The 13,501-nt window shown below is 37.6% G+C and carries 13 protein-coding genes; 8 read left to right on the forward strand and 5 right to left on the reverse strand.

Features of this window, described 5'->3' with window-relative positions:
• A complete protein-coding gene (locus ACPDG9_RS13740) occupies window positions 1–879 on the forward strand; it encodes an endonuclease I family protein (RefSeq protein ID WP_430528291.1) in 879 nt (292 codons plus the stop codon).
• 208 nt (window positions 880–1,087) lie between these two features.
• On the opposite strand, the gene ACPDG9_RS13745 is transcribed toward ACPDG9_RS13740, so the two are convergent.
• The gene (locus tag ACPDG9_RS13745; RefSeq protein WP_430528292.1) at window positions 1,088–1,765 is read right to left on the reverse strand and encodes a sterol desaturase family protein; all 678 of its coding nucleotides are present in this window, start codon (window positions 1,763–1,765) and stop codon (window positions 1,088–1,090) included.
• A 36-nt stretch (window positions 1,766–1,801) separates the two neighbouring features.
• A complete protein-coding gene (locus ACPDG9_RS13750; RefSeq protein ID WP_430528293.1) occupies window positions 1,802–2,806 on the reverse strand; it encodes a 3-oxoacyl-ACP synthase III family protein in 1,005 nt (334 codons plus the stop codon).
• 128 nt (window positions 2,807–2,934) lie between these two features.
• Here ACPDG9_RS13750 and ACPDG9_RS13755 point away from each other — a divergent pair, with 128 nt between their 5' ends.
• Window positions 2,935–5,355, forward strand: a complete 2,421-nt coding sequence (locus ACPDG9_RS13755; RefSeq protein ID WP_430528294.1) for a prolyl oligopeptidase family serine peptidase — start codon at window positions 2,935–2,937, stop codon at window positions 5,353–5,355.
• A gap of 202 nt (window positions 5,356–5,557) precedes the next feature.
• Here ACPDG9_RS13755 and murA read toward each other — a convergent pair whose 3' ends face one another.
• From murA to ACPDG9_RS13770, 3 genes are all read right to left on the reverse strand, one after another.
• Window positions 5,558–6,871, reverse strand: a complete 1,314-nt coding sequence (gene murA / locus ACPDG9_RS13760) for a UDP-N-acetylglucosamine 1-carboxyvinyltransferase (RefSeq protein WP_430528295.1) — start codon at window positions 6,869–6,871, stop codon at window positions 5,558–5,560.
• Window positions 6,868–7,605: a DUF4290 domain-containing protein gene (locus ACPDG9_RS13765; RefSeq protein ID WP_430528296.1), complete on the reverse strand. Its 738-nt coding sequence runs from the start codon at window positions 7,603–7,605 to the stop codon at window positions 6,868–6,870. The genes murA and ACPDG9_RS13765 overlap by 4 nt, the downstream gene beginning before the upstream one ends.
• Window positions 7,606–7,679: 74 nt before the next feature.
• Window positions 7,680–7,964 (reverse strand): DUF493 family protein, encoded by a 285-nt coding sequence (locus ACPDG9_RS13770; RefSeq protein WP_182626233.1) that lies wholly within the window; start codon window positions 7,962–7,964, stop codon window positions 7,680–7,682.
• Between the two features lie 374 nt (window positions 7,965–8,338).
• Here ACPDG9_RS13770 and ACPDG9_RS13775 point away from each other — a divergent pair, with 374 nt between their 5' ends.
• The 6 genes from ACPDG9_RS13775 to ACPDG9_RS13800 all read left to right on the forward strand — a co-directional run.
• Window positions 8,339–8,872 (forward strand): AAA family ATPase, encoded by a 534-nt coding sequence (locus ACPDG9_RS13775; protein WP_430528297.1) that lies wholly within the window; start codon window positions 8,339–8,341, stop codon window positions 8,870–8,872.
• 74 nt (window positions 8,873–8,946) lie between these two features.
• Window positions 8,947–10,851 (forward strand): RecQ family ATP-dependent DNA helicase, encoded by a 1,905-nt coding sequence (locus ACPDG9_RS13780; protein ID WP_430528298.1) that lies wholly within the window; start codon window positions 8,947–8,949, stop codon window positions 10,849–10,851.
• Window positions 10,851–11,801: a methionyl-tRNA formyltransferase gene (gene fmt, locus ACPDG9_RS13785; RefSeq protein ID WP_430528299.1), complete on the forward strand. Its 951-nt coding sequence runs from the start codon at window positions 10,851–10,853 to the stop codon at window positions 11,799–11,801. Before ACPDG9_RS13780 ends, fmt begins: the two co-directional genes overlap by 1 nt.
• 155 nt (window positions 11,802–11,956) lie before the next feature.
• Window positions 11,957–12,232 carry an HU family DNA-binding protein gene (locus ACPDG9_RS13790; protein WP_002986040.1) on the forward strand — a complete coding sequence of 92 codons (276 nt, stop codon included), beginning with the start codon at window positions 11,957–11,959 and terminating at the stop codon, window positions 12,230–12,232.
• Between the two features lie 98 nt (window positions 12,233–12,330).
• Complete coding sequence (locus tag ACPDG9_RS13795; protein WP_430528300.1) at window positions 12,331–12,894, forward strand: YqgE/AlgH family protein; 564 nt, start codon at window positions 12,331–12,333, stop codon at window positions 12,892–12,894.
• A 113-nt stretch (window positions 12,895–13,007) separates the two neighbouring features.
• Window positions 13,008–13,501 (forward strand): hypothetical protein (locus ACPDG9_RS13800; RefSeq protein WP_430528301.1); only part of this gene is annotated, 494 nt, incomplete at its 3' end.

Genomic DNA, 13,501 nt, shown 5'->3' on the forward strand with positions numbered 1-13,501 from the left:
ATGAAAAAGCATTTGGTCGTTGTTTTGTTCGCTTCATTACTCCTTAGTTGCGGATGTACTAAAAACAAAACACAACCCATCACCGGTTTTAGTCCAACGCAAACAGAGGTTGCTGAAACAAAACAGAGTATTACTTATACCCTTCCTCAATCGGTAAAAGCTTACTATAAGGAAATCGATTTTTCCAAGTCAAGTGTGGCTTTACAAGCGGATTTAAGTCTATTAACAACAAAACAACACACCCATCGTCTTACGTACAATGAGTTGTGGGATGTGCTAAAAATAACGGATTTAACCCCAGCTGCTAATGAGGTATATTTACTTTATGGCGAAAAGGGAACGCTTCGAGGGAAAAAAGCCTATGCTCGAGGAAAAAACCAAAACGGAGGACGCCAAAACCAATGGAACAGGGAACATACCTATGCTCGATCATTAGGCACACCAAAACTTGAACAATCGAGTTCTGGAGCTAATGAAGATGCACATCACATCAGACCTGCTGATGTACAGTGGAATGCGCAACGTGGCAATAAAAAATTTGCTCAAGGATCAGGACCTGCTGGTGATGTAAAAGAAGGTTGGTATCCTGGAGATGAATGGAAAGGCGATGTAGCTCGTATGATGCTCTATATGTATCTGCGCTACCCGAGTCAATGTTTACCCACCAATGTAGCAATTGGAGAAAAAAATGATCGCGATGGGAATATGGTAAACATACTTTTACAATGGAATGCCGAGGATCCTGTTTCAGCCATTGAAATACAACGCAATGAATATTTAAGTAAACCCGAAATTCAAGGTAACCGAAATCCTTTCATTGACAACCCTAATTTAGCCACTCAACTTTGGGGATGTCCAGAAGCGGAAAATAGATGGTAGCTGGTTTACGGCTTACTGTTAACGGTTTACAGAAGATTATCAATATAAACAAACCATTCCTTTATAGGGGTGGTTTTTTTTTATTTGTTGTTCGTTATTTGGTGAGAACCGCACAAACATCACAAACCGCACAAAAACCTACCGATACCTCATAACAAATCACAGATAACTTTTTGTTTGGTGTTTGGTATATTAGAAAAATCTACTGTTAACTATTTCCTTTTTCCTTCTCGAACATTAACTCCTTTACTTTTTCTTTATCTTCTTTTTCTTTATCCAAGTCGAACATCGTACCAAAAATGCGATCCCAAAACGTATTACTTACCCCAAAACCCAGGTCTTCATTTTTATAATGATGCAAGTGATGGTTTCGCCAAAGGGGTTTCATAAACTTAAAAGGAGGGGCAAATGCGTGTATAGCGTAATGCATGGAAGCATAGAGCAGGTAACCGATGATAAAACCGGGATAAAAACCAAAAGTATATCTCCTTAAAAAGAGATAGTGCAAACCGAAAAGCAAAGCAGCTAAAATAAGGCTGGGTACGGGCGGCATAAACAAACGTTGCCTATCCCTTGGAAAATGGTGGTGATTGCCATGCATAATATAGGTCAATCGCTGCAAGCTTGTTTTTTCGCTAATTAGATGAAACAAATAGCGATGGGCAATATATTCAAAAAACGTCCAGAACAACATACCTCCTATAAAAAGAAATATGAGATTCTGAACGGATAAGTTATAATCAGTGTACCCGATATATAGTATATAAGACAGTATCGGAATATACATCCCCCATATTACTGCGGGATGTCCTTTCGTCAACATTTCTAAATAGGGATTCTCAAATAGTCTCGCCTGTCCTTTGTTATTTATCTTATCAAATTTCATCTATCTTAACTACTTTTCTAGCTAAGATAAAAAAAATCACCATTTTAACACAACACTTCCCCAAGTAAAACCACTTCCAAAAGCTGCTAAAACCACAACATCACCTGTTTTTATTTTACCTTGTTCCCAAGCTTCTGTCAACGCAATCGGCACTGAAGCAGCGGTTGTATTTCCGTATTTTTGGATATTATTGTACACTTGATTATCTGATAAGCCAAATTTTTGTTGGATAAATTGAGAGATTCTCAAATTAGCTTGATGTGGAATCAACATATCGATATCAGAAACTTGAAGCTTGTTAGCTTCTAATCCCTCCATAATTACTTCACTGAAGCGTACGACTGCATTTTTAAATACAAACTGTCCATTCATATAAGGCATATAGCTCAAATCATCTGGATCATTGTCTTTTAAAATATCCGACACCCATCTTCCTCCCATTCCTGGTGCGATTAAGGCTAATTCTTCAGCATGTTCTCCTTGTGAGTGAATATGTGTAGATAGAATTCCCGTTTCGTCTTCAGATCGCGTTAGAATCGCAGCTCCCGCACCATCACCAAAGATCACGGATACCGCACGTCCTCTAGTTGTCATATCCAAGCCTGCTGAATGCACTTCAGATCCCACAACCAAAACGGTTTTATACATCCCTGTTTTAATATATTGATCTGCGACAGATAAGGCATAAATAAACCCAGAACACTGCGCTCTAATATCTAAAGCCGCTACGGTATTTAGTCCTAATGCTTTTTGTAACATCACTCCAGGTCCTGGAAAATAATAATCCGGACTCAACGTAGCAAATACAACAAAGTCGATATCTTTTGCTTCCACTCCTGCGCGTTCCATTGCCTTTTTAGCTGCTTTCACCCCCATTCCCGAAGTAGTATCTTCTTCCAAAACTTTGTGTCTACGCTCGTGAATTCCCGTTCTTTCGACAATCCACTCGTGATTCGTATCCATCACTTTTGACAAATCGTCATTGGTTACTACGTTATCCGGCACATAATAACCTAGACCCGAAATCTTTGATCTAAACATATTCATCTGATTTAATTTGTTAAAGCAAAGGTAAGTTTTTTGTGTATTTTAAAAAACATCAACTAAAAAAACGGACTCTTTTTTAAATATTCCACGTATATTGCCCAAATAAACTAAAACAAACAAAAATGAAGATTTTAAAAACTTCTTTATTCTCTCTTTTTTTAATTACATCTATGTTTGCACAAGAAAATGTAACCTATCAAAAGCCTTCACAAGAAATTTTGCAATTGGCAGAGTTTGAACGTGCTCCTTCCATTTTTATGGATAGCAAAATGGAATACATGCTCTTGAGTTACAGAAGTACGTACAAAACATTGGACGATTTAAATGTTGAAGAGATGCGATTAGGTGGTTTACGAATCGATGTAAACACAAACATTTCAAGTACTTTAACCTATATTGACAACTTAAAAGTTCGAAAGGTAAAAGACAAAAATGAAATTCAAGTGAAAGGCTTACCTGCTAATGCGAGAATTTCCAATTTAACCGTTTCGCCTGATCAAACTAAAATTGCCTTTACAAACACAGTGGCTACTGGGGTTGAATTATGGGTCCTTGATTTCCGTACTGCGGAAGCCAAAAAACTAACGGATGCTAATTTAAACGCCAATTTAGGCAATCCTATTACTTGGTTGAAAGATAATCAACAAGTCTTAGTTAGTGTTATTCCAGCCAATAGACCTGCGTTAATAGATACGAAAAAGAACTTACCTGCTGGACCAATCGTGTCAGTTAGTGAAGAAGGGGTTGTTTCTCAAAACAGAACTTACCAAGATTTACTAAAAAACAAAACAGATGAAGCTAATTTTGAAACATTAGTAACATCTGAGCTTTATCTTGTTGATTTAAATGGCACGAAAAAGCTTTTCAAAGAAGCAGCGATGTATGCTAGTGAATCCATTTCTCCTGATGGCAATTACCTCATGCTCACTACACTTGAGAAACCATTCTCTTACTTGGTACCTTTGCACCGTTTTCCGATGAAAACAAGCGTGTACAAGATGGATGGAACCCTTGTGAAAGAAGTGAATGATGTTCCGCTAAGTGAAATTATGCCTAAAGGGTTTATGGCAGTAAGAGAAGGTAGGAGAAGCATGCAATGGCGCGCGGATCAACCTGCTACACTCTCTTTTGTAGAAGCTTTAGACGGTGGTGATCCTGCTAAAGAGTCACCATACAGAGATGAGGTATTCACTTGGAAAGCTCCGTTTACGGAAGCCCCTAAATCACTCGTAAAACTAGGTCAACGCTATGCGGGAATTACCTGGGGGAATGACCAAGTAGCTCTTGTTTCGGATCAGTGGTATGATACAAGAAACATCAGAAAATTCTTAATCAACCCATCGACAGACAACCCTAATCCAATCAAGATTGAGGATAGAAACGAACAAGATGTGTATAGTGATCCAGGAGTATTCGAAACAAAACGTAATGAATTTGGTCGCTATACCTTAGCAATAGACAACAATAAAATGTTCTTAATTGGCGATGGCTATACTCCGAAAGGACAATTTCCATTTATTGATGAGTTTGATCTAAAGACATTAAAAACTAAACGCTTGTATCAGTCTACCTACACGACTAAAAAAGAAAATATCCAATCGATCGAAGATATTAAAAAAGGATTGGTATTGGTTTCTATTCAGTCACCTACTGAATATCCGAACTACTACTTTAGAAATATCAAAAAGAAAAATGACGTTCAACCAATTACGGCATTCAAAAATCCATTTGAAAGTTTAAATGGGGTACACAAAGAGGTTATTACGTATAAAAGAGCCGATGGTTTAGAATTATCGGGAACTTTGTATTTACCTGCGAATTACGACAGAAAGAATAAAACTGAAAAGTTACCTTTATTGATTTGGGCCTATCCAACAGAATACAAGGATAAAAATAGCGCCGGACAGGTTACTTCTAACTCAAGTGAGTTTACCTTCCCATACTACGGTTCCTTTGTATATTGGGTAACCAAAGGCTATGCCGTTTTAGATGATGCTGCATTCCCTATTGTAGGTGAAGGCACAGAAGAGCCTAACGATACCTATATTGAGCAATTGGTAGCTAATGGTAAAGCTGCTATTGACGCTGTAGATGCTCTAGGTTATATCGATCGCTCTAAAGTTGGGGTTGGCGGACATTCCTATGGTGCTTTTATGACAGCAAACTTATTGACTCATTCGGATCTATTTGCAGTAGGTATTGCGCGAAGTGGAGCATACAATAGAACGCTAACTCCTTTTGGTTTCCAAACAGAACAGCGAAACTATTGGGAAGTTCCTCAAGTATACAATACGATGTCTCCTTTCATGAATGCAGATAAGATGAAAACTCCAATGTTATTGGTACACGGAGAAGCAGATAACAACCCTGGAACATTCACGCTACAAACAGAGCGTTACTTCCAAGCGTTAAAAGGATTAGGAGCACCAGTTCGCATGGTGATCCTTCCGAAAGAAAGTCACGGTTATGTTGCTAAAGAAAACATCCTACACCTTTTATGGGAACAAGATCAATTCTTAGAAAAATACTTAAAGAATAAATAAGAAAAAGACCCTTCGGGGTCTTTTTGTTGGTTAACAGTTATGGATTTATCAGTTATCGGAGATTTTACTAATATAGAAGAAACTTCCTTTAAACAGAAACTCTCCGCTTCAACAAATAATATATAAAAAAAGCTTGCGTTTTTAACGCAAGCTTTTTTTATATAGCTGTCTGATTATTGATTACTCATCATTCATAACCAATTCACTCGTCAACACGTTCGATTTTCGCGCCTAAAGCACGTAAACGCTCATCAATTCGTTCATATCCACGATCGATTTGATCAATGTTTTGAATCACACTTGTTCCTTGTGCAGATAGAGCTGCAATTAACAGGGAGATCCCTGCGCGAATATCCGGTGATGACATGCGTGTTGCTTTCAGTTGTGATTTAAAATCATGACCGATAACTACAGCTCGATGTGGATCACACAGGATAATTTTAGCGCCCATATCAATTAATTTATCGACAAAGAACAGACGACTTTCAAACATCTTTTGATGGATCAATACTTCTCCTCTTGCTTGGGTTGCTACTACCAAAATAACACTCAATAAATCGGGTGTTAATCCTGGCCATGGCGCGTCTGCAATTGTCAAGATAGATCCGTCGATAAAACTCTGTATTTCATAACCTTGTGTATGGGCTGGAATGTAGATATCATCTCCTCTTTTTTCCAACTGAATCCCTAGGCGTCTAAAAGTATTGGGTATTACCCCTAAATGCTCCCAACCTACATTTTTAATTGTCAATTCACTTTTAGTCATGGCTGCTAATCCAATCCACGAACCAATTTCTATCATATCGGGTAAGATTCTATGTTCACATCCATGCAATTCACCTACACCTTCGATAGTTAAGAAGTTAGATCCTACCCCGGTGATCTTTGCTCCCATGCTATTAAGCATTTTACAAAGTTGTTGTAGGTAAGGTTCACAGGCAGCATTGTAAATTGTTGTTGTTCCTTTTGCCAATACGGCAGCCATTACAATATTAGCTGTACCTGTAACAGAAGCTTCTTCCAACAGCATATCCGCACCCACTAATTGTTGTGCTTCAACGCCGTAAAAATATTCTTCTCTATTGTATCGAAAGGTAGCGCCTAATTTAATAAACCCCTCAAAGTGAGTATCCAATCGACGTCTCCCAATTTTGTCTCCCCCTGGTTTTGGGATATATCCCTTACCAAAGCGCCCCAATAATGGACCAACCATCATAATAGACCCTCTCAGTGCTTTTCCTCCTGTTTTAAAATCATCAGAAGTCAAATAATCCATATTGAGTTCATCCGCCTGAAAGGACATTTTATTAGGAGCTAAACGTTCAATCTTCACCCCTAAAGATTCCAGTAATTCAATTAGCTTATTGACATCAATAATATCGGGAATATTGGAGATTACAACCTTTTCTTTGGTTAACAATACGGCGCAAAGTACTTGTAAAGCTTCGTTTTTAGCACCTTGTGCATGCACTTCACCTTTTAATTGATGACCTCCTTCAATTCTAAATGTACTCATTGCTTTTTACCTTTTGCTTGAAAATTATGCTTGTTATACTTCTTGTTGTTATTGTTATTGCTACTATTGCTATTGCCTTTCTGATTGTTAGTATTGGCATTCGAATTATTGGAATAATTACTCTTATTGGACTGCTTTCGATTCACTTGAATCAAATTAGCCGTAGTAGACAATTCTTCTTCTTGTTTAGATAAATTTATTTTCCCACCTGAAAGCTCGCTCAAATGTTCAAAAATAACCTCATCTTTTACATTGTCTTTATTCCAACTGAGGTAACTTTTCTTCATGTGATTCGCGATGACAATAATCAACGCGTCTTTCATTTCCCCTTCTTCAAATTTTAACGCTTCTTCAATCATGCTTTTGATATTGTTACCATAGTAACGATAGTTCAGCTGTTTCTTTGGATAAGGCAATACCTCGGGCTTTGCATACACTGTTTCTCTTGTTGCAATGGGAAATGGGCAATCTACATCCAATTTAAAATCAGATATCATAAAAAGTTGATCCCATAATTTATGCTGAAAATCAGGTACATCGCGTAGATGAGGATTCATATCTCCCATAATGCGAATAGCAAAATTAGCCGCTTTATTTCGTTCTTCTCTATTTTCTATTGACACGATATGCTCAATCATGAGTTGAAGATGACGACCGTAATCGGGAATTACTAATTTATTGGTGGCTGTATTATAGCCTAAGTGTGTTACTGCTTCTGCGGAGTTGAATTTCATCTAATTGGTGTTTACAAAGTTTGGCTCATTGTCCTAGCTATAAAAGTAAGAAAGTTTCTAGGATAAAGCAATTTTTACAAGGACAATAACCCTTCAATTGTCGATAGTTCAATATACTTATCTACAATTGCTTGTGCACTTGTCATATGAACTTTTATCGATACGCTAGTAAACGTTCCTTTACTTGAATTTCTGAAGTTTATCGCGGGATTCATTCCATCAAAAGCACGCTCAATTTGAGCAATCTTACGCTCATCTGCTGGAACAATAAATTTAAACAAGTATTCGTTTGGCCAAGTTCTTTCAAACTCAAGCTTTTCTTTCAAGCTCTCGTAAAATTCTTTCGTCTTCGTATCCATAAAATATTTTAATGCAAATATACGGATTTTGATCGGAAAATAGGGTATTGGAAAGAGGAAAAGGGAGAGCGGAGAGGAGTAACTTTTTCAATATTTAGAAATGTTTCTCCTTTTGCTTTTTTGTTTTGTAAATTTTAGATTAAAAACGGTCAACCCTATTTAGGGACGTTCACTCTCTCCTCTTTCCTCTATATCTCACTTATTTTATATTGGTTTTGGTGTTCGATGAATCTACGCTTCGCTCCGATTTCCTCTCTCTTCTCTCTTCTCTCCTCTCTCCATTTTAACCTTATCTTATAATAAAGAATCCTTGAAAAGGCGTACTATCCCAACTTTTTATTATACTTTTGCCCCTTTCCTATTTTTACGTAGCAATGAATACAAAACTCGTTTTAATAATCGGTGGCCCCGGATCTGGTAAGACAACTATAATCAATGAATTAACTAACAGAGGTTATATCTGCTATCCTGAAATATCAAGAGAAGTTACAAAGAAAGCACAAGAGAAAGGGATTGATCAACTTTTTTTAACGGACCCTCTGCTATTTAGTCAACTTTTACTAGAAGGTAGAATTGATCAGCATAAAAATGCCGTTGAAGAAGAAGCGCCCATCGTCTTTATAGACCGTGGGATTCCCGATGTACTCGCCTATATGCATTACAAAGGTGACGCCTATCCTGAAAGCTTTGATTTAGCTTGTAAAAACCACTTGTATCACCAGATTTTCCTTTTACCACCATGGGAAAACATTTACATCAGTGATGAGCAACGCTATGAATCTTTCGAACAAGCGAATCTCATTCACCGTTATTTAGTGGATACCTACAAGAAATACGGGTATGACTTAATCGAAGTTCCCTGTGAAACGATTGCCAAAAGAGTAGAATTTATCTTAGAAAGAGTATAACATAAAAAAGGATTGTTTCGGCAATCCTTTTTACATTTTTGACTACCTTAGTCGAACGCAAAACCGATCTATCCATGACTAAAAAACCCATCGATTTACTTCAACAATACTGGAAACACACTTCTTTTCGTGAGCCACAAGAAGCTATTATTGATGCTGTTTTAGAACGAAAGGATACATTTGCTTTACTGCCAACGGGAGGAGGAAAGAGTATCTGCTTTCAAATCCCAGCTTTGCTCATGCCCGGTACTTGTTTGGTTATTTCGCCTTTGGTTGCTTTGATGCAGGATCAAGTCAATAATTTAAATGCATTGGGAATTAAAGCCGCCGCCATTATGGGTGGGACTTCCTTAACGGATATTGACGCCATACTAGACAATTGCCTCTATGGCGATTATAAATTATTGTATTTATCTCCGGAGCGATTAGAGCAAACCTGGTTATTGGAGCGCATTGAAAACCTTAAAATCAGCTTAATCGCCGTTGATGAGGCTCATTGTATTTCACAATGGGGGAATGATTTCCGCCCTGCTTACCTCAAGATCAATCAATTGCGAAAACTCTTCCCTTCTGTGGGAATCGTTGCGCTAACTGGCTCAGCCAACAAACGCGTCATAGCTGATATTTGTACCAACTTAGAACTAAAAGACGTTGCTTTATTTACCAAGAGTTTCTATCGAGACAACCTCATTTACGGGGTATATCAAGTAGAAAATAAAGAAGCGCTTGTGGATCGGATTTTACAAAAAAATCCCTTCCCTACAATTATTTACGTTCGCAGTCGAAAAGAAACACAACTCCTCGCTCAACAACTCAATCAAAAGAATTACAAGGCTAATTTTTTTCACGGTGGGCTAAATACCTTTGAGAAAAAAAAGCGCCTCGACGATTGGATGGCGGAGAAAACGCCTATTATGGTTGCTACTAATGCTTTTGGCATGGGGATTGACAAAAAAAACGTACGCAACGTCATTCACCTTCAGTTGCCTGAAAATTTGGAAAACTACTACCAAGAGGCTGGTCGTGCGGGACGCGATGAATCCAAAGCGTTTGCTTCTTTGCTACTCTCCCCTAGCGAACCTAAAACAGTAGACGATTGGTGTAAAGAAAACTTATTTGACAAGGCGTTTCTAAAACTGGTGTACAGAAAGCTAAATAACTACCTCAGTATTGGTTTAGGCGAAGGATACGACACGTCCTATTCCTTTAGTTTTAATCAATTTTGTTTACAGTACAAGTTTCCATACACGTTAACCTACAATGCCCTTCAGTTTTTAGATCGACAAGGCATTTGTAGATTAACTCCGAATTCCAACAACAAAACACAGCTGCAATTTGTCGTTAGTAGCAGTGAGTTGCTAGACTATGTCTATGACAATGAACGCCAAGAACATGTACTCTTGCAGCTAATTCGACATTATCCAGGGATACACGAATACAATACACCAATCAATCTCGCCTTCATCAGTGAACAGGTGCATGAACCTATTCTGTTTATACAAGAGTGTTTACAAACCTGGCATCAGGAAAATCTGTGCATCTTCACACCAGAAGAACACGACTTAGAAATTACGTTTCACGAGGCATGGGAAGAGGATAAAACCATTTATCGAACTTTTCCTTTCTTAGAACAACAAAATAAATTAAAACGAGAGCAATACGAAGCCATTTATTTTTACGCACAAAATGACGATATTTGTAAAAATAAAATTCTACTGCAATACTTCGATGAAAAACTAGAACAAAATTGCGGAACCTGTTCCACTTGCTTGCAAAGAAGCAAGAAGAAGACTACAGCTAGTTTGTCACAAATAAAAGAACACATCTTGTTGCATCTACAACGCGAAGAAGCAGCATCAGCAAGTGAATTGGAAGTCGCACTCCATCTTAGTATGCAGGATATTCTCGTTGTGCTTCAGCTTTTGTTAGAACAACAGCAAATTAAACTAAATAATAAAAATCAATATACTTTACTATAATGAAAGACTTACGGATCATTTTTATGGGAACACCTGATTTTGCAGTTGGGATTCTCGATGCGATGTATCAACATAACTTCAACATTGTAGCTGTTATTACAGCTCCAGATCGCCCTGCTGGTAGAGGTCAAAAACTAAAGTATTCGGCGGTAAAGGAGTATGCTTTAGACAAACAACTCCCCATTTTACAGCCAACTAATCTTAAAGAAGAGGCTTTTTTAGAGGAATTAGCGTCCTACCAAGCTAATCTCCAGGTTGTGGTAGCCTTCAGAATGCTCCCAGCAGTAGTATGGCAAATGCCTGCCTTGGGAACATTTAACCTCCATGCTTCTTTATTACCTGATTACAGAGGAGCTGCCCCTATCAATTGGGCCATCATCAATGGGGAGACAAAAACAGGAGTTACCACCTTCTTTATCGATGAAAAAATTGATACAGGAGCGATTATTTTAAAGAAAGAAACCACAATTGGAACAAAAGAAACCGCAGGTGAATTACACGATCGCCTGATGGTTCTCGGGGCTGAAACGGTGGTAGAAACCCTAGAGCTAATCCAAAAAGGAGACGTAAAAGTAGTGCATCAGCCTGCTGAAGACACCAAAACAGCGTATAAACTCAATCGAGAGAATTGCAAAATAGACTTCAGCAAGACGGGTGTAGAAATAGAACAACTGATTCGTGGCTTGAGCCCTTATCCAGCGGCATGGTGCATGTTAGAAGACCGCAATACACAACAGGAATGGAACATCAAAATACACGAAGCACACTTCGAAGAAGAAGAACACCAACTACCAATAGGTCAGGTAATTACAACAAAAAAAACGATTAAAGCTGCCGTGCAAAATGGCTTTCTAAATCTTGTTAAATTGCAACTACCAGGCAAGAAAATGATGTTAGCAAACGAAGTATTAAATGGGCAAAATTTTAGCGAAAACACTATCGTTTTATAACTCATTCCTATTTTATCAAAAACTTCACTTAGAACCTTAACACAAAAAAAGATATTCTATTTCGTTTTTTTTTCGCAAAAAGCTTGTTTTATAACTTTATAACCCTAAATTTGTAATAAGAACGTTAATAAAGTTAACCTTTAAAAAAAATTATTATGAACAAAACAGAATTAATTGATGCTATCGCAAAGGATGCAGAAATCAGTAAAGTTGCAGCGAAAAAAGCTTTAGAATCTTTCTTATCTAACGTTGAGTCTACATTAGCTAAAGGAGACAAAATTTCATTGGTAGGTTTCGGTTCATGGTCAGTATCTGAAAGAGCTGCTAGAGAAGGAAGAAACCCTCAAACAGGAAAAACAATCAAAATTGCTGCTAAAAAAGTAGTTAAATTTAAAGCTGGATCTGAGTTAGAAGGATCTGTAAACAAGTAATTACTGACTTTGTTTATGTAATATAAACATATCAAAATAGTAAAAAATTAAAAAAGTCTTATTATATTGTATAATGAGACTTTTTTTATGCCTATTCCATGACAGAACACCAGATCAATAAAGGAGATTATTTAATTGCACTACCCTCTGCCTACAATCCTAATGATGTAGAATTTAATCAGTCTGTGATTCTCTTAACAGATCACAACATTGACGGTTGTATGGGCTTTATCCTAAATAAACCCACTCCTTACCTACTCAGTGAATTGGTACCCGAAAGTAGCGGTGCATTTACCGTTTATCACGGTGGGCCAGTTGAATCTGACCGTTTGTTTTGCATTCACAAATGCCCAGATCTTATTCCTGATAGTATTGCTATCACTGATCAATTGTATTGGGGAGGAGATTTCAACAGTATATTCAATCACATCGAAATGGGGTTACTCACCCACTTGGATTTGCGCTTCTTCATGGGGTATTCCGGTTGGGACAATGGTCAACTCGAAATGGAATTGTCCAATCAACACTGGATCAAAACCGATAACCTTCACTTCAATCCGTTAGAACAACCCACTAAAACGTATTGGAAGGAAGCCATGCAAACCATGGGAAAAGATTTTAGCATTTGGCTTAATGCCCCTGAAAATCCAAATTTGAATTAGTGAACAGTGAACAGTTAACGGTGAACAGTGAACAGTTAACGGCAGTTTCTCTGAAATAGAAAGTATTTTCTTTAAACGAAAATCTCACCACCTCACCAAACAAAAAGTTATTGGTGATCTGTTATGAGGTATCGGTAGGTTTTTATGCTGTTTGTGCTGTTTGTGCTGTTTGTGCTGTTTGTGCTGTTTGTGCTGTTTGTGCTGTTTGTGCTGTTTGTGCTGTTTGTGATGTTTGTGATGTTTGTGCTGTTTGTGATGTTTGTGATGTTTGTGATGTTTGTGATGTTTGTGATGTTTGTGATGTTTGTGATGTTTGTGCTGTTTGTGATGTTTGTGATGTTTGTGATGTTTGTGATGTTTGTGCTGTTTGTGCTGTTTGTGCTGTTTGTGCTGTTTGTGATGTTTGTGCTGTTTGTGATGTTTGTGATGTTTGTGATGTTCTCACCATCTCACCAAACAAAAAGTTATCAGTGATCTGTTATGAGGTATCGGTAGGTTTTGGTGCGGTTTGTAAGCTTCTTCTCAACAATCAACGAACAAAAAACAACGAACAAAAAACAACGAACAAAAAACAACGAACAAAAAACAACGAACAAAAAACAACGAA

Source organism: Myroides sp. C6-3 (assembly GCF_050522425.1).
Taxonomy (GTDB): Bacteria; Bacteroidota; Bacteroidia; order Flavobacteriales; family Flavobacteriaceae; genus Flavobacterium.

What these genes read in the sequence shown, in the direction of transcription:
- ACPDG9_RS13740 (WP_430528291.1), top strand. Translation starts at nt 1, where the DNA reads ATGAAAAAGCATTTGGTCGTTGTTTTGTTCGCTTCATTACTCCTTAGT.
- ACPDG9_RS13745 (WP_430528292.1), bottom strand. Translation starts at nt 1,765, where the DNA reads ATGAAATTTGATAAGATAAATAACAAAGGACAGGCGAGACTATTTGAG.
- ACPDG9_RS13750 (WP_430528293.1), bottom strand. Translation starts at nt 2,806, where the DNA reads ATGTTTAGATCAAAGATTTCGGGTCTAGGTTATTATGTGCCGGATAAC.
- ACPDG9_RS13755 (WP_430528294.1), top strand. Translation starts at nt 2,935, where the DNA reads ATGAAGATTTTAAAAACTTCTTTATTCTCTCTTTTTTTAATTACATCT.
- murA (WP_430528295.1), bottom strand. Translation starts at nt 6,871, where the DNA reads ATGAGTACATTTAGAATTGAAGGAGGTCATCAATTAAAAGGTGAAGTG.
- ACPDG9_RS13765 (WP_430528296.1), bottom strand. Translation starts at nt 7,605, where the DNA reads ATGAAATTCAACTCCGCAGAAGCAGTAACACACTTAGGCTATAATACA.
- ACPDG9_RS13770 (WP_182626233.1), bottom strand. Translation starts at nt 7,964, where the DNA reads ATGGATACGAAGACGAAAGAATTTTACGAGAGCTTGAAAGAAAAGCTT.
- ACPDG9_RS13775 (WP_430528297.1), top strand. Translation starts at nt 8,339, where the DNA reads ATGAATACAAAACTCGTTTTAATAATCGGTGGCCCCGGATCTGGTAAG.
- ACPDG9_RS13780 (WP_430528298.1), top strand. Translation starts at nt 8,947, where the DNA reads ATGACTAAAAAACCCATCGATTTACTTCAACAATACTGGAAACACACT.
- fmt (WP_430528299.1), top strand. Translation starts at nt 10,851, where the DNA reads ATGAAAGACTTACGGATCATTTTTATGGGAACACCTGATTTTGCAGTT.
- ACPDG9_RS13790 (WP_002986040.1), top strand. Translation starts at nt 11,957, where the DNA reads ATGAACAAAACAGAATTAATTGATGCTATCGCAAAGGATGCAGAAATC.
- ACPDG9_RS13795 (WP_430528300.1), top strand. Translation starts at nt 12,331, where the DNA reads ATGACAGAACACCAGATCAATAAAGGAGATTATTTAATTGCACTACCC.